Genomic DNA, 19,323 nt, shown 5'->3' with positions numbered 1-19,323 from the left:
ACCCTTGCTTAGACCAAATGTTTATGGATAATTGCTTCCCCTTCTTGAAACTTGTTCATTTTGAGTTCAAGATATCGAAGCTAAATTGCAATGTAATGCTCCAGATCAGAGATTGATGAGGAATTGAATGACAAAAGAAGCGTATCCGATGGCTCTAGTCACGCAAGATAGCCTTGATAGCTATATTCGCTCAGTAAACAGCTACCCAATGCTGACTGCAGACGAAGAGCGTGAGCTGGCAGAACGATTACACTATAAAGGTGAGATTGAGGCTGCAAAAGGTCTAATTCTTTCGCACCTACGATTCGTTGTTCACGTTGCTCGTGGTTACTCTGGCTACGGTTTGCCAATGGCGGATCTTGTGCAAGAGGGTAACATCGGTCTAATGAAAGCCGTTAAGCGTTTTAACCCAGAAGTAGGGGTTCGCTTGGTTTCTTTTGCTGTCCACTGGATCAAAGCAGAGATCCACGAATACGTGCTACGTAACTGGCGTATCGTGAAAATTGCGACCACTAAAGCGCAACGTAAATTGTTCTTCAACCTGCGTAAGTCGAAAAAGCGCTTGGGTTGGTTTAACAACGGTGAAGTGGAAACCGTTGCGCGCGAGTTAGGTGTTGAGCCTTCTGAAGTTCGCGAGATGGAATCACGCTTAGCGGCGGTGGATTCAACCTTTGATATGCCAACTGATGAAGACGACAGCTCAAACGCTTACACAGCGCCGATGCTATACCTAGAAGACAAATCGTCTGATGTGGCCGACAATATTGAAGCCGCCAACTGGGAAATGCACACCAACAATCGCTTGGGTCATGCATTAGCGAGTTTGGATGAGCGTAGTCAGCGCATCGTGCGTTCTCGTTGGTTAGATGATGAGAAAGCAACATTGCAAGACTTAGCTGATGAGTTCGGTGTTTCCGCCGAGCGTATTCGCCAGCTAGAAAAAAATGCAATGAAGAAACTAAAATTGGCCGTGGGTGAATTTTAATTTCCACTGCTAATTGAAAGTAAGATTTTCATAGAAAGCCGAGATCATGTGATCTCGGCTTTTTTATTGTCGATCGAAAATCGATAGCGTTTGCGATCCGGATTTTATGTGCTACCTGTGTATAACTCTGTGAAGTAATTATTTATCAACTGTTCGAAACCCGGACAAAATAAGGGATTCAAGCACTTTTCCATCTGGGGATAGTTATAGATATACACACAGTTAGATCAAGATCATCACTACATATTGTGGATCAAAAGATCCAAATACACTTTATCAACGCAATTCACAGCTTTATCCACAAATGGTTGGAATGTGTACACTTTTGAAAACCCTGATTATCCATGTGTCTAAGTTTGCCGTTGGATAGGTTACAATAGCGGCAGTATACCCAAGCAGCTTCAAATATGGATTTTATGCTGTACCACGGGTGCTGATTAGTACGTTAGGTTCGAGGTTGCTTGGGTATATTAATAAGACAATGAGAAAGTAAATGGATCAGTTTAAGCATATCGATGTACAAGGTGCGCAAGTGCTGCTCGAGCAGGGTGATGCGAAGCTTGTAGATATCCGTGACCTTCAATCGTTTGCCGTTGCGCATGCGGAGTCCGCGTATCATTTAACTAACGATACGATCGTTGCGTTTATGGATGAAGTGGAGTTCGAACAACCTATTCTGGTGATGTGTTACCACGGCATTAGTAGCCAAGGTGCGGCGCAATATTTAGTTAACCAAGGCTTTGAACAGGTGTACAGTGTAGATGGTGGCTTTGAAGCCTGGCATCGAGCAGAACTACCGATAGTGAGAAGTTAATGAAGAGATTGGTAACGTTAAATAATCCACGTATGGCGCAAGCCTTTATTGATTATATGGCCTCTCGCCAAATTGACATCGAAATGATGCCTGAAGGGGATGGGCAATTTGCGCTGTGGCTGACTGATAGCCAGCATGAAATAGAAGCGGAAGCCGAACTTAAGCTGTTCCTTGCTAACCCGTCTGATTCAAAATACAGCGCCGCCTCGTGGGACGTTGCCGATACTCGTAAGAGCACATTTCATTATTCCAGCCCGAGCATCATGAGCATGGTCAAAGCGAAAGCTGGCCCCATGACTTTGCTGATCATGACAGTCTGTATCATCATCTACTTGTTACAAATGTTTGGCTTTGGCAATGGCGTGTTTAAGTTGTTGCACTTCCCGGCTTTTGAGGGGCAACAATGGCAAGTGTGGCGATGGCTAAGTCATGCGTTACTGCACTTTTCAGTAACTCACATCGTGTTTAACTTACTATGGTGGTGGCAGTTGGGGGGCGACATCGAACGTCGTCTCGGTTCCGGTAAGCTATTGCAACTCTTTGTGGTGTCGGCAGCGCTTTCAGGGGCAGGCCAGTTCTATGTTGAAGGGGCTAACTTCGGCGGCTTGTCTGGTGTGGTTTATGCACTGCTTGGTTATTTGTGGATACTGGGTTACCGCTTGCCACATTTAGGCCTTACGCTACCCAAGCCAATCATCGTCTTTATGTTGGTATGGTTAGTTCTTGGTTTTGTGCAGCCATTTATGGCGATTGCAAACACCGCTCACTTAGTTGGGCTACTGTCGGGGATGGCGATTGCGCTGTTTGATTCAGGCAAGATGAAATACCAACAGCAAGCCTAAAGCAGATGAAATGAAAAGACCGCTCAAGAGCGGTCTTTTTTATGTTCAAAACGGATTTGGGTTTATTGATAAAGGTATTTTGTAAACAACAAATCGGCAATGATGGTTTTACCTGTTTCAGGCAAAAGCGTTTCGTTGAGGGTCGTCACTAAAGTTTTGCGCAGATCTTCTCGGCCAGAAAGGGACTTAATCGTATCTTCTGTTTGCTTACCCAATAATTCAATCACTGCATCGCGAATCAAAGGTTGGTGATGCTCAACAACTGATAAATCTTGTTGACTCATTACCATGATGTCGATGCGCACTTGCACATAACCTAACTTTTTGCCTTTGGTGTAAAAGTTAGTAGTGAGGTCAGGCTCTAGGGTAAAGTATGCCAACTTAGGTCCAGCTTCTTCCGTTTCAGCCCAACTTGGTGCGGCGAATAGTATGGTTAACGCAAAAATAATTTGGGCTATATAACGTTTGTACATATTTCTAACTTTTCTTTCTCTGGATCGCGATATTCGAATCGCTTCAGTCTTGATACAATGGGCCGTCTATAACAAATAACGGAACTTACGGTTACATACATTACTATGGACGGTAAGTTGTTGCTTTATTGTACGCATAAAGCCTCCAATTGAATACTAGTATGAATCAGCCAACATCACTCTATCTTGCTTCTTTATTGGAAGTAGAGTGGCAAAACCCCGAAGAATTCGAATTTCCAAATGAATTTGCCAAGCATTGGCTTGAAGAGCAAGGGTCTTTGTCACGTCGTTTAAAACAGCACTGCCAAGCGTTAACGGTAGAATTGCTACAAAATCAGATCGTCACTGCAGCGACATTAAAACAGGACGAAAGCCAGTTATTGTCCGAACAAGATTGCTTACTGAGAGAGGTAATTTTGTGCGGTGACAATAATAACTGGGTTATTGGGCGGACATTGATTCCTCGTTCAACCTTAGTTGATCAGCAGTATGATTTGGCTCAACAAGGGGATATCCCATTAGGATTAACAGTGTTCAGCGCAGATAACGTTGAGCGAGACTCTTTACAAATGGGATGGGTAGCCGTACCAGAAGGACGTTTGTTAGCGCGACGCTCAAGGTTGTGGATGAATCACAAACCGATGCTAGTTGCTGAGTTATTCTTATCTAATTCACCAGTTTACGCTAAGGAGACAGTGTAAATGTCCGCAGAAAAAGCCAAAGCATATTGGCAACTGATGCGCATGGATCGCCCGATTGGTTCACTGTTACTGATGTGGCCAACGATTTGGGCGCTAATTATCTCAGCCCAAGGGATGCCAAGTTGGGATGTATTCATCGTGTTTGTATTGGGGGTATTCCTAATGCGTAGTGCGGGGTGCGTGATTAATGATTTTGCAGATCGCAAAGTCGACGGCCATGTAAAGCGTACTAAGCAACGTCCACTGCCATCAGGGAAAGTGACAGCAAAAGAGGCGATTGGATTATTTTTGGTTTTGGGTATCAGCTCGTTTTTGTTAGTGCTGACCATGAACCCGTTGACGATTCAGCTATCCTTCGCTGGCATTGTGTTGGCGTTCATCTATCCATTTATGAAGCGTTACACTCATATTCCACAGCTATTTTTAGGCTTGGCTTTTAGCTGGGCGATTCCAATGGCTTGGGCTGCACAAACTGGGGAATTACCATTGATTGTTTGGTTTTTGTTCCTCATTAACGCTTTGTGGACCATTGCGTACGACACTCAATATGCGATGGTAGACCGAGATGATGATCTAAAGATTGGTATTAAATCGACGGCAATTCTGTTTGGTCGTCATGACAAGCTTATTATTGGTGTGTTGCAACTGATTACACTCGCGATGTTGGTTTGGTTAGGGCAGTTCTACCAATTGGGACAAAGTTATTACTGGACCCTTTTGATTGCAGCGTCATTGTTTGTTTATCAGCAGCACTTAATTCGTCACCGTGAGCGTGAGTTGTGCTTTAAGGCTTTCCTTAACAACAATTATGTTGGCATGGTGATAGCGATAGGGTTACTGGTCGCATTTTGGTAAGCGAAGAAATAGAAAAAGGCATCCGATTGGATGCCTTTTTTCTTATTGGAAGAAGGTAAAACGGTTACGACCGAAGTTGGTGAATACTCTCTTCGATCGTCAGTTTCACTTCTGGATAAAGCAGAGTGAACAGTAGTCGTGCAAATTGCTGCGTTTTCTTCGTGTCACAGTTACCATCGTTATCAAGGTATTTTTGCTGTTTGAGCGTATTGAACATGGCGGTAAACACACCTTTATCGAAGAATTCTGGCGCATTAATACCGTGTAAACGCCCTAGGCGCTGAGCAATATCTTGGCTCTTCTGCTCTAGGTCCGATTTACCCAGTTCAGGGTAAGCAACAAGCAAGTTCATCGCGATAGAGTAGCGTTGCAGCGTTTCAGTTATCGTACGACCTAGCAGAACCAAAGGCTGGTTGTTCGATTGATTGATTTCCAGCTTATCACCATCAAGACTAATCATTTTCTGCTCGGCAAATTCATGCAGTGTTTTAACGACCAATTCATCTAACTCGTCTTCTTGGTAACTTAAGAACAACTCTTTCTTCAAGAATGGGTAGATTTGCGCGACATTCGCTTGAATCTTGGCTACCGAAAGGTTGCGCTGACGAATGAGCATTTGGGCAATTAATGACGGCAGAGCGAACAAGTGAATGATGTTGTTGCGATAGTAAGTCATCAGGATCGATTGGCTACGGTCCAGCGAAATGATGTCACCCATGCTATCGGTTTCAATCACGAACTTATCAAGCGAAATTGCATGATCGACCAACTCCTCAGCACTTTCGGTAGGGATAGTGGAGGTGCTTGAGTACGGATTATTTTTGAGTAGCTTTAAGTAACACTCGATCTGATTGATCAGCGAGTCACGAGAAAGTGCACGTTGACGAGAAGCAAGCAGTGCGGTTGCACACAAGGTCAACGCGTTTGCTGCCGCCGCATCGTTGATGTGCGTCATCATCTTATTAGCAAGGTCGTTGACCACAGGATTCATCCATTGTGGTTTGTTACCACCCATGCTGTCGATGTCTTTCGTCCACTCAGGAGCATGCTCGTTCAAGTATTGGTTGAGCTGAATTGGCTCACCGAAGTTCACATAGCCCAAACCAAAGTTACGCAGTTTACGCAGAGTACGCAGTACAAGCCCTGCGTTTTCTTTCTCTTTGCGTTTGCCACGCAGCTCTTTCGCGTAAGTGCCTACTTCCATTACGTGCTCGTAACCGATGTAGACCGGCACTAGTGTTACTGGGCGGTTTAGACCACGTAGCATTGCTTGGATGGTCATAGCCAGCATACCCGTTTTCGCTTGCAGTAAGCGACCTGTACGTGAACGACCACCCTCACTGAAGTACTCGACTGAATAGCCTTTGGCAAACAGCTCAGCTAGATACTCTCGGAAAATGGTTGAGTACAGTTTGTTGCCTTTAAAACTACGACGAATAAAGAACGCCCCACCGCGACGGAAAAGAGGACCGGCCGGGAAGAAGTTCAAGTTAATGCCTGCCGCAATGTGCGGAGGCACCATGCCTTCATGGTACAAAACATAAGACAACAGCAGGTAGTCCATGTGACTACGGTGACACGGAACGTACACAATTTCGTGGCCGTCTTGCGCTAAACGACGCACAGTCGAGGCGTTATTGATGTGCAAACCTTGGTATAGTTTTGTCCATAACCAACTCAGGATGCGGTCGCCGTTTTTCACCAGACTGTAGGAGAAGTCGGCGGCGATTTCATCCATGATGTCGTGGGCTTCTTTACGTGCCTTATCAATCGAGATGTTTTTGCTCTTGGCTTCGTCAGCAATCGCCAGTTCAATAGCTGGAGATTTTAGTAAACGAGCAAACAACACTTGGCGTTGTGGCAAGTTTGGGCCTGAAGCAGCCAGTTTCTGGCGTGAGAAGTGGATACGCGCCACGCGAGCCAGTTTGTGCGCAATTGCGCTGTCGGTACCGTGAGAGTCTGCCATATAACGCAGAGATACCACGGGACTAAAGCGAACTAAGCAGTCGCGTCCCGCCGCCATTACTGCTTTGGCTTTTTGCGGACCATTCATCGGTTGAAGGTAAGGCTTTTGGTTCTCTTCTTTACCTGGCTTACGACCCCAAAGCACGGTTGCAGGGATCATTTGAACATCCAACTCACTATCCAGCTTGTGCAGTTCCAGTAAGTCAGTGAACAGAGAGACAGAATCGGTTGGGACATCATTATCGTTGTTCATCACAGTTGGACGCGCAGCGATAAAGACGAAACGGTTCAGCGTTTTGCCATTGATTTCCAGCGGGCTGAGCGGGTCGGGTAGACCAAGGCTCATGGCTTGTTTTTGCAGTGTCAGCAAATCCACGTTCGAGCGGAACGGCAGGGCATATACAATCGGTTTAGTTAGGTCGATGTTCAGATCTTCAATCGGGTTCGACGGGATTGTGGTGCCCTTTACCAGTACCGATAAAGGTAGTTTTAGTAATGAACGTGAAAATGATTGTCCAGAAGACATAAAGTTCACAGCCTCAATAGGTATTCAAACAGGCCTAACCTTATTTCAGTTTCCGCTTTGCATGTCTTCTCTATAAAAAGAGATGAGTACGGCAATAGAAATAAGCCTAGGCGATAAAATTTAAGCGCTGCAAGGATACCAGAAACTGGTCAAACCTTTTAATTTTATTGGCTGTAAATTAGTCGAACCCCTAAGTTATTGCTTTGACTTGATTAACTGAAAAGTCGGTGTTTTAAACGAATAAAGAATGAACTTAATCGGTAAGCTGAAAGCTCCCCACAAATAAATTAAAAAACAACCAATTGGGTTTTCATTTGAGCATTTACTGGATATACTCACAGTTAACTGTATAAAAAGACAGGTGAGACATGAAGCCGTTAACGCCACGCCAACAACAAGTCTTCGATTTGATCAAAAGTAAAATCGATGACACCGGAATGCCACCAACTCGTGCAGAGATTGCGCGTGAGCTTGGCTTCCGCTCTGCGAATGCCGCAGAGGAACACCTAAAAGCGCTTGCTCGTAAGCAAGCAATTGAAATTATTCCAGGCGCTTCTCGTGGGATTCGTATCCTGCTTGAAGACGCAGCCAATGATGAGCAGGGTTTGCCTTTGATTGGTCAAGTCGCAGCGGGTGAGCCAATTCTGGCTCAAGAGCACGTAGAGGCGCACTACCAAGTCGATCCTGCGATGTTCAAACCGCAAGCGGATTTCTTACTTCGTGTAAATGGCGAGAGTATGAAAGACATCGGGATTATGGATGGCGATCTGCTCGCGGTGCATAAAACCCAAGACGTGAGAGACGGTCAAGTTGTCGTTGCGCGTGTTGATGATGATGTGACTGTGAAGCGTTTGGAGCGCAAAGGTTCAACCATATTACTGCATGCTGAGAATGAAGAGTTTGCCCCAATTCAAGTGGACTTAACGTCTCAGCACCTTACGATAGAAGGCTTAGCCGTTGGTATTATTCGTAATACCGATTGGATGTAAGTGCATTTAAGCAGCCCAGTTCATCTGGGCTGTTTTGTCTTTTCTCTTCTTTTCTCTTTTTCTACCTCCTCCAAAAGCTTGCTTATCATCTTGACCTTGTTTGTTTTGACCAATTTATAAGCTTGATAATGTAATTGATATTCATTATCATCTTTATTAATGTCTATGTTTTCTCTCTGGCGCAGGAAATGCCCATGTCTCAGTCTAAACATCAAGTTCCTAACCATTTATTAAAGCCACTGTTATTGCGTAGCCGTGAAAGCATGGTCGACAATGGCTTGGTGTACGATCCGATAGCTGCTAAAGCGTGTTTGAGCTGTAAGATGGCGCCGGATTGTTTGAGTGGTGATATTGCGCAGAAGCAATTGCTGCACGTGACGCTGACTCAGCTTTGTGACCAGCAGGTTAGCCACTTCTTACAGCAGTATCCCGATGCTTGGATAATCAATGTCGGAGCGGGGTTGGATACCCGCTTTTATCGTTTGGATAATGGACGCTGCCATTGGATAGAGCTGGATGTGACGGAAAATTTGGTATGGCGTCAGCGCTTGTTCCACAAAAATGAACGCTATGAACATCGCTGTGGCAGTGTGGATGAAATGTCGTGGCTAGAGACGTTAGTTATTCCAGAGCAAGCACCGGTACTCATTTTATGTGAAATGGCACTGCTCGATTGCACAGAGCGTCAAGTCGCGAAATTTATTCAAACCTTGGGTCGACATTTTGTTTCTGCTGAACTGTGTATGGTGCTGGCAGGAGATTTAACGGAAACCAAGTGGGGACAAAAGCTTGGCTCTGATCGTTATGCTCATGGCTTTGAAGCACCTGCAGCACAGATATTGCAATGGTTACCATGGGCACAATGGGTGAAAGCTTTCTCGCCATTCGATAGATTCTGTTCTCGTTGGAAAGCTTGGCAGCGTTGGCTTAATAAGATTCCAATGTTGAAGCATCGCCTCACGCCAGTCCTCGTTCACATCAAGTGGTAATTGGCTAGTCGTTAAGCGCTCAGGTACACTCGTCGATCTTACTGATGAGGTGCCTGTGACAAATTCAATCTTCTCTCCTTTATCTAACCCAAAAGTTCATCGCCAAGTTTTAGCTTTAGCGATACCTATGGTGCTGTCGAATATTACTGTTCCATTGCTCGGTTTGGTCGATGCTGCGGTGATTGGTCATCTAGACCACGCTTGGTATTTGGGTGGTGTTGCGTTGGGCAGTACCATGATCAGCGTGACGTTTTGGCTGCTTGGTTTTTTGCGTATGTCGACTACTGGGTTGGCGGCGCAGTCCTATGGCGGTGAAGACCGAAAGCAACTTGCCTTGGTGTTTATGCAAGGCTCACTTATGGCGCTGCTGTTTGCGTTAGTCTTCCTTATTGCCCATAACCCGATTGCTGATTTGATCTTTGGCTGGAGTGACGCCAGCGCAGAGGTAAAACACTACGGCATGCAATATTTCTCTATCCGTGTGTGGAGTGCCCCCGCAGCGCTAATGAACTTTGTGTTGTTGGGGTGGCTGCTCGGAACGCAAAATTCCAAAGCACCAATGTGGATGGTGATCATCACCAACGTGACTAATATTGCCCTCGATTTGTTGTTTGTGATTGGTTTGGGGTGGAAAGTAGAAGGCGCTGCGCTGGCATCAGTGATTGCTGACTACTCAGGCATGGGTTTTGGTCTCATGTGTGTCTGGAAAACCTGGCGAGAGAGACAATTACCATCACCTCAAAAGTTGCTAGCCAGCACTCAACACGGTTTAGGGCGCTTCGTGAAATTGAATCGCGATATTTTCTTGCGCTCTTTGTGTCTGCAAGCGGCTTTTAGCTTTATGACGTTCCAAGGTGCGAGCTTTGGTGATGAGGTTGTCGCTACAAATGCGGTTCTGATGAGCTTCCTGATGATTATCTCGTATGGCATGGATGGCTTTGCTTACGCAATGGAGGCCATGGTCGGGAAGGCGATTGGTGCCAAAGATAGGCAACAATTGAGTGAATCGCTTGTCGGCACTTTCTTTTGGAGTTTGGTTATTTGTTTAGGACTGACCGCGCTCTTTGGTTTGGCGGGATCCCAGTTGATCGCCATGATCACTTCAATTGAGGCGGTACAACAGCAAGCAGCGGTGTATCTACCTTGGCTGGTGGTGATGCCACTTGCGTCGATGTGGTGCTTTCTATTGGATGGCATTTTTGTCGGTGCAACCAAAGGCAAAGACATGCGCAATAGCATGTTTGTCGCGACTAGCAGTTTCTTTGTTGTCTTTTACTTGTTCGCCGAGTGGGAAAATCACGCGCTGTGGTTTGCAATGACGAGCTTTATGTTGATGCGGGGTATTGGTTTAGGGGTTATCTTTCTCTACCAATGGCACAAGGATACCTTCCTAGCACAATGTTGATATAAAAACAGCAGGTCCAAGCCTGCTGTTTTTCTGTCTGCTATCAAGAAGCATAGATTAGAACAAGCGGTTCAAACCATTCAACGCAGCGACACGATACGCTTCGGCCATTGTTGGATAGTTGAAGGTGGTATTGACGAAATACTCGATGGTATTCGCTGAGCCTTTTTGCTCCATAATGGCTTGACCGATGTGGATAATTTCCGCGGCACGTTCGCCAAAACAGTGAATCCCTAAAATTTCTTTGGTTTCACGATGGAACAATATCTTCAAGCTACCGATGTCTTTCCCTGCGATCTGTGCACGAGCTAGATGCTTGAACGAAGAGCGTCCTACTTCATACGGTACTTTCGCAGCTGTTAGCTCTTGCTCGGTTTTACCCACAGAGCTAATCTCTGGGATGGTGTAGATACCCGTTGGAATATCATCAATCAGATAGTTTTCTGCCTGACCTTTCGTAATGGCTTGTGCGACAAATCGCCCTTGGTCATAAGCGGCGCTTGCAAGGCTAGGGTAACCGATGACATCGCCTACAGCGTAAATGTGCTCAATATCGGTTTGGTAGTTACGGTTTACTTTTAGTTGTCCGCGAGAGTCCGCTTCTAGACCCACAGCACCCAAATTCAACTTATCGGTGTTACCTGTTCGACCATTCGCATACAACAAGCAGTCCGCCTTCATCTTCTTGCCAGATTGTAGGTGAATAATCACGCCATCTTCTGTGCCTTCGATTTTTTCATAGGTCTCATCATTACGAATTACCACACCGCTGTTCCAGAAGTGGTAAGACAGCGCATCTGACACTTCGTTATCCAAAAACTCCAACAAGCGGTCTCGGGTATTGATAAGGTCGGTTTTCACTCCAAGGCCGCGGAAGATAGAAGCGTATTCACAACCGATAACGCCCGCACCGTAAATGATGATATGGCGAGGGTCGTGTTTCAGGCTCAAAATGGAATCACTGTCGTAGATGCGCTCATGCAAGAAATCTACGTCGTTAGGCTGATACGGACGAGAACCCGTCGCGATGACAAACTTATCCGCAGAATAGATTTCTTCTGTACCGTCGCTTTGCATCACTGCAATTGAGTAGTTATCGATAAATCGCGCGGTTCCGAACAAAAGTGTGCATGAGTTACGGTCATAAAAGCCCTGACGAAGTCGAGTTTGCTTATCAATGACCGATTTAGCATGACCTAAAATGTCAGAAAATGTTGCATGAACGCTGGTGTTGTTTCGACAAAATAGCGGGTTGCTATTAAATTCGATGATGCGGCTAACGGCATGACGCAGTGCTTTTGATGGAATGGTACCCCAGTGAGTACAACCGCCACCGACACTGCTTTCTTTCTCGACAATGGCAACATTCAGTCCCGCTTTGGTTAATCCCATTGCAGCCCCTTCTCCGCCAGGGCCACTACCGATTACGATCACGTCATAGTGATTAACATGCGCCATGATGCCTTCCTTGTTATATTTGCTTAACATTGCTTTAGCGCGATTTTAACTCATTTACTCTATTGGTACACGTCATGCCTGTTAGAGAGTGGAAGTGATCACGCAGAATCGACCAAAAGGGTGATTTGGTATGTTGTATGTCTATAAATTGCATCGAGAACATTGCAATTAGATGCATGCCAATAGTAACGTTCTCGGCGCTCAGAGCGAGCGAAGCAACATATCTTTCTCCGTAGGAGCAAATTGCGTTATATTGAGGCTCTTGTACCCTACAGAAAAAGAGCAAGTTAAGAATGAAATCGATGGGAATCCGCGCACAGCAAAAAGAGAAGACACGTCGATCATTGATCGATGCGGCATTTAGTCAATTAAGTGCGGATCGCAGCTTTTCCAGCCTTAGCTTGCGAGAAGTCGCCCGAGAGGCAGGGATTGCACCGACTTCTTTTTACCGCCACTTCAAAGATATGGATGAGCTAGGCTTAACCATGGTCGATGAAGGCGGTTTGTTACTACGTCAACTGATGCGTCAGGCGCGTCAACGTATTGTGAAAGAAGGTAGCGTAATTCGTACCTCGGTCGAAACCTTTATGGAATTCATTGAAAGTAGTCCGAACGTTTTTCGTTTGTTGTTGCGTGAGCGCTCCGGCACTTCTGCTGAATTTCGTACCGCTGTTGCTCGAGAAATCCAGCATTTTGCGGCAGAATTAACCGAGTATTTAATGAGCACCGGCGTGACCAGAGAAGAGGCGTATACTCAAGCAGAAGCGTCTGTGACTTTGGTTTTCAGTTCGGGGGCTGAAGCTTTAGATTTAGATCGACGTGAGCGCGATGAACTCGCCGAGCGATTGATCATGCAATTGCGAATGATAGCCAAAGGGGCCTATTGGTATCGCAAAGAACGTGAACGTAACCGATTAAAAGGCGGGATAGAATAATGTCGAATGGAAATAAATCTGAAAAGAAAACGCTGATTTTGGCACTGGTTGCAGGTATGTGTGGTGATGCTTTGTTGTCATGGTTGACCATGAGTGAAGTGTCTTTTTCAATCTTCCCATTGATTGCACTCGTACTGGCTGTACAAGCTCTTTACCAAGAGTACCTAAATAATCCGGTATCAGAAGATATCCCATTAGTTGGCTTGGCGTGTTTCTTCGTAGGTGCGTTTGGTCACTCTGCGTTTATTAAAGCGCAATACCCAGAAGCAGGCTCAAACTTCTTTGCGATCATGGTTTCAATGATTTTACTCGCATGGATTGGTAAGAAGTTAGGTTTTGTCAGCAAGAAGACTTCTGCGGAATAAGCAAAACGAATCAAATTAAAAAGCGAGCCATTGAGCTCGCTTTTTTTGTATTTGACGCCGTGGGTTACACTTTGCGTTCCAAAAGCACACCCGCTTCCATGTGGTGGGTATAAGGGAATTGGTCAAACAGAGCAAAACGCGTCACGTTGTGTGTTTCGCATAGAATGTCCAAGTTCTCTTTTAGAGTCTCAGGGTTACAAGAGATGTACATGATGCGCTCGTAACCTTGCACCATCTTACAAGTATCGACATCCATCCCAGCACGTGGTGGGTCGACAAAAATCGTATTGCAGTTGTAGCTCTTCAGATCTACACCTGCATCTTGTAGACGACGGAATTCACGCTTACCTTCGATCGCTTGAGTAAATTCCTCGGCTGATAGACGTAAGATTTGTACGTTATCAATCTTATTAGCGGCGATGTTGTACTGTGCAGATACAACCGATGGCTTCGCTAGCTCAGTTGCCAGTACGCGGTCGAAATTCTGTGCCAACGCCAGCGAGAAGTTACCGTTACCACAGTAAAGCTCTAGTAGGTCGCCAGTGCTTTCTTGGGTACAGTCGACCGCCCATTCCAGCATCTTCTCTGCGACTTTGCCGTTCGGCTGAGTGAAGCTGTTCTCTACTTGTTGGTAGATGTAGCTTTGACCATTTACATCGAGCTTCTCGATAACGTAGTCTCGGTCTAGGACAATCTTCATCTTACGAGCGCGACCAATGATGTTTAGGTTAAAGCCTTCATCATTCAAACGCTGTTTAAGGGCTTTCGCGTTTTCAATCCACTCTTCATCAAGTTGGCGATGGTAAAGGAGTGAAACCAGAATCTCACCACTTAGCGTCGATAGGAAATCCACTTGGAACAGTTTACGACGTAGTGAGTCGTTGTCTTTCATCGCTTCAACCAATAGCGGCATCAGGTCGTTGATCAGACGGCTTGCTGCAGGGAATTGGTCAACACGGTACTTCTCACGAGTTTCTTGGTTGAACATGATGTAGTAAAGATCTTCGCCTTCATGCCAAACACGGAACTCAGCACGCATGCGGTAGTGCTGCTCTGGTGATTCAAACACTTCCAGTTCTGGCATGTTGTATGGCGCGAACATATCCGTGAGACGTTCGACTTTTTCAGCCAGTTGTTCTTGGTAGCGTTGTGGGTTTACATCAAGAGTAGCCATGATCTTACCTTTTATGGTGCATTCAATTTAAGAGCGCAGATTTTATTCAATCTCAATAGGATGTCCAGTTTTGTACTGGAATTGATTTAAAGATAGTGCGTACAGGCAGAGTAGAAAGCAAAATCAATCAAAACGTTACAACTTCTAAGGGCAATATTGGCTGGACAAATAATCAATAGCTGAATAATATTTGCCTCAAGTTGGTGCTATCTAGCAATCTAGATGGCTGAAATGGGAATCTGGTGTGAATCCAGAACTGACGCGCAGCGGTAAAAGAGAACGAACGCTCATCAGACACTGCATTAGTTTATGTGGGAAGTCGAGCAAGTAGGCGGTACACCCGTGCTCTTGAGTCCGAATACCTGCCAACAACTGAGCCACAGCACTGGACTGTCATGATGACAGGGCTCGGAAGGAATTACGCGATTTAGGACAATACAATGAGAAAATCCGCACTGGCGATCACTTTGGCATCGCTGCTTTCACCTGTCTCTTATCTACAGGCCCAAGAAACCTCCACTGACGAAACCATCGTTGTTACTGCAAACCGTTTTGAGCAAGCCGAAAGCCGTACGTTGGCAGATGTCGAAGTAGTTACTCGACAAGACATCGATCGCATTCAAGCGAAAACCCTACCAGATGTATTGCGTCGCCTTACCGGAATTCAAGTTTCACAAAATGGTGGTCGTGGTCAGTTAGCGTCTTTATTTGTTCGTGGAACCAGTTCCGACCAAGTTTTAGTACTGGTTGATGGCGTACGTTTTGCACGAGCAGCGAAGGGCGCTGTGGACTTTAACCAAATCCCACTTACTTACGTTCAACGTATTGAGTACGTGCGTGGTGCGCGTGCGTCACTTTACGGCTCAGAAGCGATTGGTGGCGTGATCAATATCATCACCATTGCGCGTGCTGACGAAGAAGGAACGAAGTTAAGTGCGGGTTTAGGCAGCTTAGATTACCAGGAATTGAGTGTGGCATCTGGTATTAAAGTCACAGAGAGCGGCCAGCTAAATATCGCGCTTGGTAGTGAAAGTGATGATGGTTATAACGTTCGTCCTGTACCGGGAGTTAATGACGGCGATCGCCATGGCTTTGATACAAAGAATGGTCTGCTAGGTTACGTGCACAACTTCAAGGACCAGTGGTCTGCATTTGGTAACCTACGTGCTTACGAAAATGTTTATCAATATGACAGCAGCTACGGCAGTCGCGGTTACTACGAAGCAGAAAAAGAAGATCTTTCTGTCACTCTGGGCGGTAAGTATCAGTCTGATAATGTGATGTCAGAACTACAAGTAACGGCACAGAAACAGAAGTCTTGGAACTATGAGCAAGCAAAAGGCAAACACTCAGGTACTGAAGATGAACTTGAGCAGCAAAATGTCCAGTGGACCAACAGTTACTTGCTAAACAACAATACGACGTTTGCTGGTGGTATTGATTGGCGCAACGAATCTTATAAAGACAAGAGTGCGAATAAAACGTTTGATCGTACCAATGGCGCTCTGTTTGGTATGGCAACCACCAGTATTGATAAAGCAATGCTTGAGGGCAGTGCTCGCCTTGATGATAACGAAGAATACGGTAGTGAGTTCACTTACAGCTTAGCGGCTGGTTACCAGTTTGTGCCAGAGTTTGGGGTTAAAGCTTCTTTTGGTACTGCGTTTAAGGCTCCAAACCTATATCAACAGTATGACCCAACATACGGTGAGAAAGATCTGAAGCCGGAAGAGTCAGATGCTTGGGAGCTAGCATTCAGCGGTGATGTCCAAGGCGTTTTTTGGTCCGTCACGGGTTATGACTATAAAATCACGAATCTTATCGATTACCATCCAACCACATACAAATATTTGAATGTCGATGGTGAAACACATATCCAAGGTGTGGAGCTTGTTGCTGAGTTTGATACAGGGATTGTGCAGCACCAGTTGAGTGCAGATTACAAAGATGCTGAAGACGATAAAGGGCATCAGTTGCAGCGCCGCGCTAAAGAAATGTATAAGTGGAATGCTTTAGTGAGCTTCGATAAAGTGGATTGGTCGGTTAGCTATCAGTACGTCGGTAAGCGTCCAGATGTGGATTACAGCACTTGGCCTTCACAAGATATTACGCTTTCTTCTTACTCGTTGGTTGATACGGCAGTGACTTACTATCCGAATGAGTCGACCTCTATTAGCGCTCGTATCGATAATCTACTTGATGAAGAGTATGAGATGGCAAAAGGTTACCCTGCTGCAGAGCGAGCGTACTATCTCAACGTTGGCTACGAATTCTAATCGTGAATGAACACAAACCGCCTTCGGGCGGTTTTTAATATTTTGTGGTGGAAAATCGAATGAAGAAACCCAAGCGAGTGGTGATCAGTTGGTCCAGCGGTAAAGATTCGACATTAACGCTTGAGCGCCTTAACGAGAATCCAAATTATCAAGTTGTCGGTTTGTACACGACTTACGTAGGGAAAGAAGTCCCTTTTCAAGCAACTCCGCTTGAGGTTGTACAAATGCAAGCAGACTTACTTGCGCTTCCGCTCATTACTATCGAACTGCCTGAAGTCTTTCCGAGTAACGACATTTATCAATCAACCATCGTTAATGCATTACAAAGTAGTGGTCTGAACATAGAAGCTGTCGCATTTGGTGATATGTTTTGTAATGGCATTGCCGATTACCGACGCAGCTATATTGAACCTGTTGGCTGGGAATGCGTCTTTCCTCTATTAGGGGAGAGCAGCGAAAAACTAGCGATGGAAATCATAGAGCGTGGTATTCAAACGATGTTAATCACCATCGACGGAAGAGTTCTCCCTCCAGAATGGTGTGGTCGCTGGTATGACAAAGCCCTAATAGAGTCATTACCAAGTCAAATTGATCCCTGTGGGGAAAATGGTGAATTTCACACATTGGTTACGTCTTCGTCATCTTTTCAAGGACATATCGAGTTGACGAAGCGAGATGTAGAATCTGGAGATAGATTCAGCCATCAAAGATACCATGCTAAAGCATTGCCAAAACAAATCTACGCAGTATGATCGCAACGTTTCTGTTCTTTAGGTAAGGCTCGTGCGAGTAGCAAGTAAGAAAAAAGTCCTAGTTTTTGACTCCGGTGTTGGTGGTCTTTCTGTATTCCAAGAGATACATCGCCTATTGCCCCAGCTAGACTACTTATACTTATTCGATAATCAGGCTTACCCTTATGGTGAACTCGATCAGGCTGTACTCATTTCACGAGTTAACCAACTGGTCTCTTCATTAGTCGAAGAACACCAAGTCGACATTGTCGTCATTGCTTGCAACACGGCGAGCACCATAGTGCTTCCTTCCTTACGCGAAAACTTATCGATTCCCGTTGTTGGTGTTGTCCCTGCGATTAAACCCGCATCGCTTTTAGCATCAAAAGGGGTAGGGCTGATCGCCACTCCGGCGACAGTAACACGCCAATATACTCACGAGTTAATACGGGACTTTGCGCAAGGCAAACCAGTTGAGCTGATGGGATCAACTCGCTTGGTAGATATGGCCGAAGAGAAGTTGCGAGGCAACAGCGTTTCTCTCGACGAACTGACAAATATCCTGCTTCCCCTTCGCGATAAAGTCGATGTTGCGGTGCTCGGTTGTACTCACTTCCCTTTAATCAAAGAGGAGATTCATCAAGCTTTGGGTGGGGACGTTACTTTAATTGATTCAGGCGCAGCGATTGCACGTCGAGTAAAAGCATTGCTATTAAGTGATGAAATTGAGGATACAGAAGAGGGAAGTAAGTCGATTTATGCCAGTGCAACTCCTTGGCAGGAAGATGCACTGAACATTTGTTTAAAGAAGCTAGGTTTTAATCCTGTTCAGGTTTACCACCATCCGGATGTTTAGGATCGTTCGCAATTCTCACTTTTAGCGTTCTCTCCATATATTCCTTTTCATTAAGTTTAGCGATAGCTGGCTTGGCATCTGCCGCAGCCATCACTACAAAACCAAACCCTCTTCTTTTTCCAGTACGCTTATCTTTCATTAAGCGTACCGCATAGACCTGTCCATATTCAGCAAACAAATCGCGAACATGACTCTCATTGGCCTTATAAGGTAGGTTGCCGACATACAGCGTTTTAGTTGAAGGATCAGGATCCGAAGATTGAAGAACAGGTGTTTTGCTAGAAAATGAAAAAAGAAAAGCAGTAGCGATAACACCAATGAGGAAGCTCAAGGCTGGTGGGATGATGAATTGAGAGAAAATGATTCCCCCAACGATGGCCAGCCCAACACATAAAATCAGATTTTTTTTAGACGTCATTTTAATTACTACACATAGTGATAAAGAGATCGATTGTCCATTAACAGAATAGACACATGAATCTTACGTATATGGTTGGTGTTTTTCCAACCAATTGCTGTGATATGTCTCAAATGTGACGAAGAAATATGCAAATATCGCACTTTTGGCTAATTTGTGACCGGTTGGTTTTTTATTTGCAAAAAACGCTTGTACTAATTTCTCAACCCCCTATACTGCGCATCCACCGACACGGAGTGAGACGAAAGTCACACAGCGAGTCGGGAAGAGAGAAAAAAGAATTTGAAAAAATGCTTGACTCTCTCACGGTGTGAAGTAAGATACGCACCCCTAACGACGAGCAACTAAGTTGCTGAAAATGTTAGAAAAGCTCTTTAAAAATAAGAACCTATCAATCTGTGTGGGCACTCGTTGATGATAATCCAATTAGAAGCTTCGGCTTCAAATTAGGTTTCAATGAAACGAAGTGACCATTGAATCGAAAGATTCAGCACAGTCAATTCAAACATTACTTATGTAATGTTCAGTATTCATTGAGCCGAACAAAATCTTAAATTGAAGAGTTT

The 19,323-nt window shown here is 45.1% G+C and carries 18 protein-coding genes and 1 riboswitch; of the genes, 13 read left to right on the top strand and 5 right to left on the bottom strand.

Annotated elements, in window-relative coordinates; all coding sequences use genetic code 11:
* Window positions 1–127 precede the first annotated feature (127 nt).
* From rpoH to glpG, 3 genes are all read left to right on the top strand, one after another.
* Complete coding sequence (rpoH, locus tag R7R78_RS21645; protein ID WP_005378693.1) at window positions 128–985, top strand: RNA polymerase sigma factor RpoH; 858 nt, start codon at window positions 128–130, stop codon at window positions 983–985.
* 493 nt (window positions 986–1,478) lie between these two features.
* Window positions 1,479–1,799: a thiosulfate sulfurtransferase GlpE gene (glpE, locus tag R7R78_RS21640; protein ID WP_225474224.1), complete on the top strand. Its 321-nt coding sequence runs from the start codon at window positions 1,479–1,481 to the stop codon at window positions 1,797–1,799.
* Entirely contained in the window at window positions 1,799–2,641 is an 843-nt protein-coding gene (glpG, locus tag R7R78_RS21635; protein WP_017636076.1) for a rhomboid family intramembrane serine protease GlpG, read from the top strand. The genes glpE and glpG overlap by 1 nt, the downstream gene beginning before the upstream one ends.
* Window positions 2,642–2,703: 62 nt before the next feature.
* Here the strand turns inward: glpG and R7R78_RS21630 are convergent, their stop codons facing one another.
* On the bottom strand, window positions 2,704–3,114 hold the full coding sequence (locus R7R78_RS21630; protein WP_005378687.1) for a flagellar basal body-associated protein FliL: 411 nt from the start codon (window positions 3,112–3,114) through the stop codon (window positions 2,704–2,706).
* Window positions 3,115–3,275: 161 nt separating this feature from the next.
* Here R7R78_RS21630 and R7R78_RS21625 point away from each other — a divergent pair, with 161 nt between their 5' ends.
* Together R7R78_RS21625 and ubiA are read left to right on the top strand one after the other, a co-directional pair.
* Window positions 3,276–3,815, top strand: coding sequence for a chorismate lyase (locus tag R7R78_RS21625; RefSeq protein ID WP_005378686.1), 540 nt, complete (start codon window positions 3,276–3,278; stop codon window positions 3,813–3,815).
* Entirely contained in the window at window positions 3,816–4,670 is an 855-nt protein-coding gene (gene ubiA, locus R7R78_RS21620; RefSeq protein WP_005378684.1) for a 4-hydroxybenzoate octaprenyltransferase, read from the top strand.
* Window positions 4,671–4,734: 64 nt separating this feature from the next.
* Here ubiA and plsB read toward each other — a convergent pair whose 3' ends face one another.
* Window positions 4,735–7,161, bottom strand: a complete 2,427-nt coding sequence (gene plsB / locus R7R78_RS21615; RefSeq protein ID WP_213970092.1) for a glycerol-3-phosphate 1-O-acyltransferase PlsB — start codon at window positions 7,159–7,161, stop codon at window positions 4,735–4,737.
* A 368-nt stretch (window positions 7,162–7,529) separates the two neighbouring features.
* Between plsB and lexA the strand changes: the two genes are divergently transcribed.
* The 3 genes from lexA (at window position 7,530) to dinF (ending at window position 10,544) form a co-directional block, all read left to right on the top strand.
* Complete coding sequence (lexA, locus tag R7R78_RS21610; protein WP_005378682.1) at window positions 7,530–8,150, top strand: transcriptional repressor LexA; 621 nt, start codon at window positions 7,530–7,532, stop codon at window positions 8,148–8,150.
* Window positions 8,151–8,344: 194 nt separating this feature from the next.
* Window positions 8,345–9,139: a class I SAM-dependent methyltransferase gene (locus R7R78_RS21605; RefSeq protein WP_017636072.1), complete on the top strand. Its 795-nt coding sequence runs from the start codon at window positions 8,345–8,347 to the stop codon at window positions 9,137–9,139.
* A 55-nt stretch (window positions 9,140–9,194) separates the two neighbouring features.
* Window positions 9,195–10,544 carry an MATE family efflux transporter DinF gene (gene dinF, locus R7R78_RS21600; protein WP_225474223.1) on the top strand — a complete coding sequence of 450 codons (1,350 nt, stop codon included), beginning with the start codon at window positions 9,195–9,197 and terminating at the stop codon, window positions 10,542–10,544.
* Window positions 10,545–10,601: 57 nt separating this feature from the next.
* Here the strand turns inward: dinF and sthA are convergent, their stop codons facing one another.
* Window positions 10,602–12,032 carry a Si-specific NAD(P)(+) transhydrogenase gene (gene sthA, locus R7R78_RS21595; protein WP_005389689.1) on the bottom strand — a complete coding sequence of 477 codons (1,431 nt, stop codon included), beginning with the start codon at window positions 12,030–12,032 and terminating at the stop codon, window positions 10,602–10,604.
* Between the two features lie 263 nt (window positions 12,033–12,295).
* On the opposite strand from sthA, the gene fabR reads away from it, so the two are divergent.
* Entirely contained in the window at window positions 12,296–12,937 is a 642-nt protein-coding gene (gene fabR, locus R7R78_RS21590; RefSeq protein WP_005378632.1) for an HTH-type transcriptional repressor FabR, read from the top strand.
* On the top strand, window positions 12,937–13,302 hold the full coding sequence (locus tag R7R78_RS21585) for a YijD family membrane protein (RefSeq protein WP_005378634.1): 366 nt from the start codon (window positions 12,937–12,939) through the stop codon (window positions 13,300–13,302). The genes fabR and R7R78_RS21585 overlap by 1 nt, the downstream gene beginning before the upstream one ends.
* 64 nt (window positions 13,303–13,366) lie before the next feature.
* Here the strand turns inward: R7R78_RS21585 and trmA are convergent, their stop codons facing one another.
* Window positions 13,367–14,476: a tRNA (uridine(54)-C5)-methyltransferase TrmA gene (gene trmA / locus R7R78_RS21580; protein ID WP_053304467.1), complete on the bottom strand. Its 1,110-nt coding sequence runs from the start codon at window positions 14,474–14,476 to the stop codon at window positions 13,367–13,369.
* A 184-nt stretch (window positions 14,477–14,660) separates the two neighbouring features.
* Window positions 14,661–14,861: riboswitch (cobalamin riboswitch) on the top strand.
* A gap of 55 nt (window positions 14,862–14,916) precedes the next feature.
* On the opposite strand from trmA, the gene btuB reads away from it, so the two are divergent.
* The 3 genes from btuB to murI are packed head-to-tail and all read left to right on the top strand — an operon-like array spanning window position 14,917 to window position 18,339.
* On the top strand, window positions 14,917–16,752 hold the full coding sequence (gene btuB, locus R7R78_RS21575) for a TonB-dependent vitamin B12 receptor (protein WP_225474222.1): 1,836 nt from the start codon (window positions 14,917–14,919) through the stop codon (window positions 16,750–16,752).
* 59 nt (window positions 16,753–16,811) lie between these two features.
* Window positions 16,812–17,504 (top strand): adenine nucleotide alpha hydrolase, encoded by a 693-nt coding sequence (locus R7R78_RS21570; protein WP_225474221.1) that lies wholly within the window; start codon window positions 16,812–16,814, stop codon window positions 17,502–17,504.
* 31 nt (window positions 17,505–17,535) lie between these two features.
* Complete coding sequence (gene murI / locus R7R78_RS21565; protein ID WP_225474220.1) at window positions 17,536–18,339, top strand: glutamate racemase; 804 nt, start codon at window positions 17,536–17,538, stop codon at window positions 18,337–18,339.
* Here murI and R7R78_RS21560 read toward each other — a convergent pair.
* Window positions 18,302–18,757 carry an RNA-binding protein gene (locus R7R78_RS21560; RefSeq protein ID WP_017636066.1) on the bottom strand — a complete coding sequence of 152 codons (456 nt, stop codon included), beginning with the start codon at window positions 18,755–18,757 and terminating at the stop codon, window positions 18,302–18,304. The genes murI and R7R78_RS21560 overlap by 38 nt on opposite strands.
* Window positions 18,758–19,323 lie beyond the last annotated feature (566 nt).

The sequence above is a fragment of the Vibrio sp. 2134-1 genome, assembly GCF_033339495.1.
The sequence above is the reverse complement of the archived record's forward strand: the minus strand, read 5'-3'. Positions and strand labels throughout refer to the sequence as shown.